Origin of the sequence: Stenotrophomonas sp. NPDC077659 (assembly GCF_050268705.1) — a bacterium.
Classification (GTDB): Bacteria; Pseudomonadota; Gammaproteobacteria; order Xanthomonadales; family Xanthomonadaceae; genus Stenotrophomonas.
Genome location: NZ_JBNNHG010000278.1, coordinates 1 through 1,540, shown reverse-complemented (window position 1 = coordinate 1,540; position 1,540 = coordinate 1). Strand labels below are relative to the sequence as shown.

At 65.4% G+C, this 1,540-nt stretch carries 2 protein-coding genes; one reads left to right on the top strand and one right to left on the bottom strand.

Annotated features, from left to right (window positions below):
* Positions 1 to 99 precede the first annotated feature (99 nt).
* Complete coding sequence (locus ACQKDV_RS19425) at positions 100 to 888, bottom strand: NRDE family protein (protein ID WP_427785855.1); 789 nt, start codon at positions 886 to 888, stop codon at positions 100 to 102.
* Positions 889 to 1,211: 323 nt separating this feature from the next.
* On the opposite strand from ACQKDV_RS19425, the gene ACQKDV_RS19420 reads away from it, so the two are divergent.
* Positions 1,212 to 1,540: division/cell wall cluster transcriptional repressor MraZ (locus ACQKDV_RS19420; RefSeq protein WP_427785856.1), on the top strand; the 329-nt coding region annotated here is incomplete at its 3' end.

Here is a 1,540-nt window from a genome sequence, read left to right as displayed (position 1 = left end):
CGCCGTTGCGCACGAAGGCGGTGCGGGTGCGGCTGCGGTCGTAGACCGGCCCGGCAATTCCGTACCGATGCCGGCCAGCGGCCGGCACTACCGTCATCATCAGAAATCGACGCGGCTCTCGCCCAGAAACACGCCCTGGGCGCCGAACCGGCGTTCGTGCATCTGGCCGTGGCCATCCTGGCCGATCAGCAGCACGGTGCTGGCGCGCGTGCCGTAATCGTCGCCGCGGATGAAGGCCGGGCTCAGCCAGCGCTCGCGCTCCAGGCCGATGCCGGTGTCGGGCAGGTCGCTGTCGGCAGGGCGGTGTTCGTCGGCGAGGGCATTCCAGAGCGGGGCCAGATCCGGGGTCGGATCCGTTTCGCTGTGCGAAAGGGCTCTGACCCCTTCGTGGTCCAGCCAACGGGACAGTGCCGCCATCAGCCGGCGGGTCTTCGGCCAGGCGGCATCCAGTGCGCCGTTGGACATCCCATGTACGCCCGGCCCCAGGGCCTGGCGTTCGGCGGGGTGGTTGCCCAGGTATTCCAGGCTGTCGCTATCGGCCAGCAACAGATTGAACGGTGCATAGGCGGCGGCAATACCTGCCAGGCGGTCCATGTGCACCGCCGCCGGGTCGCGGCCACGCAGGAAGTCAGCCACCAGCGCGCCGCGCGATGGGCCGGCCTGGGCGGCCAGCGGATCACGCACATTGGTCACCACGGCCATGCGGCCCGCCGGGCCGATGCCGGCCCAGCTGCCGCCCGAACGCAGGTCGCGGCCACCGATGATGGACGGCTCGTCCTGCCAGGAGGCCAGGGCCGCAGTCGGGCGGGCGTGGAACTCATCGCGGTTGCCGGCCATCACCAGTCGCCAATGCGGGTGACGTAACCAGCCAAGAGCAAGCAGGCACATGGCGTCATTGTGCCCGGTTTGCGCAGTCTGACGCCGCTTTCAGCCCGTTCTGGATGAATGCGCGGACGGTGTTTCACGCGCCCTCCACACCCCTGAACTTCCGTTCAATCTCAAAAAATGAGACGGATCAGCAACTTGTGGATAAGCCTTGAACAATTCTCTAAACATTGCTGCAAGCCATTGATGTGGTTGGCGATTTCCCTGCTGAAAAGTTGTTGACAACCCTGGGTCCGCTGCTAAGGTGGGCATCAGAGGGAAATCCGGGTGTTTTGTGGGTTTTCGTGGTTCAATGTTTCACCGGGCGAAGGAAGGGTGCACGCGTCGTGTTCCAGGGCGAGACGGCCATCACAGTTGACGATAAAGGGCGCATGGCGGTTCCCACCGCTTACCGCGACCTCGTCGCGCGTGCCAGCAACAACCGTCTTGTCCTCACCTACAACCCGTTCGAAGCCGGCTGCCTGTGGCTGTATGCAGAGTCGGAATGGGAGCGGGTCCGCGACGATGTCATGTCCAAGCCCAACACCCAGCGCGTCGTGCGCCTGTTGCAGCAGAAGCTGGTCGGCTCGGCCGCCCATCTGGAGCTGGACGGCAACGGCCGCCCAACCACAGTGACTTCCCGCCCTGTTCTCCATCGCTCTTGCGTCCCAGGAAG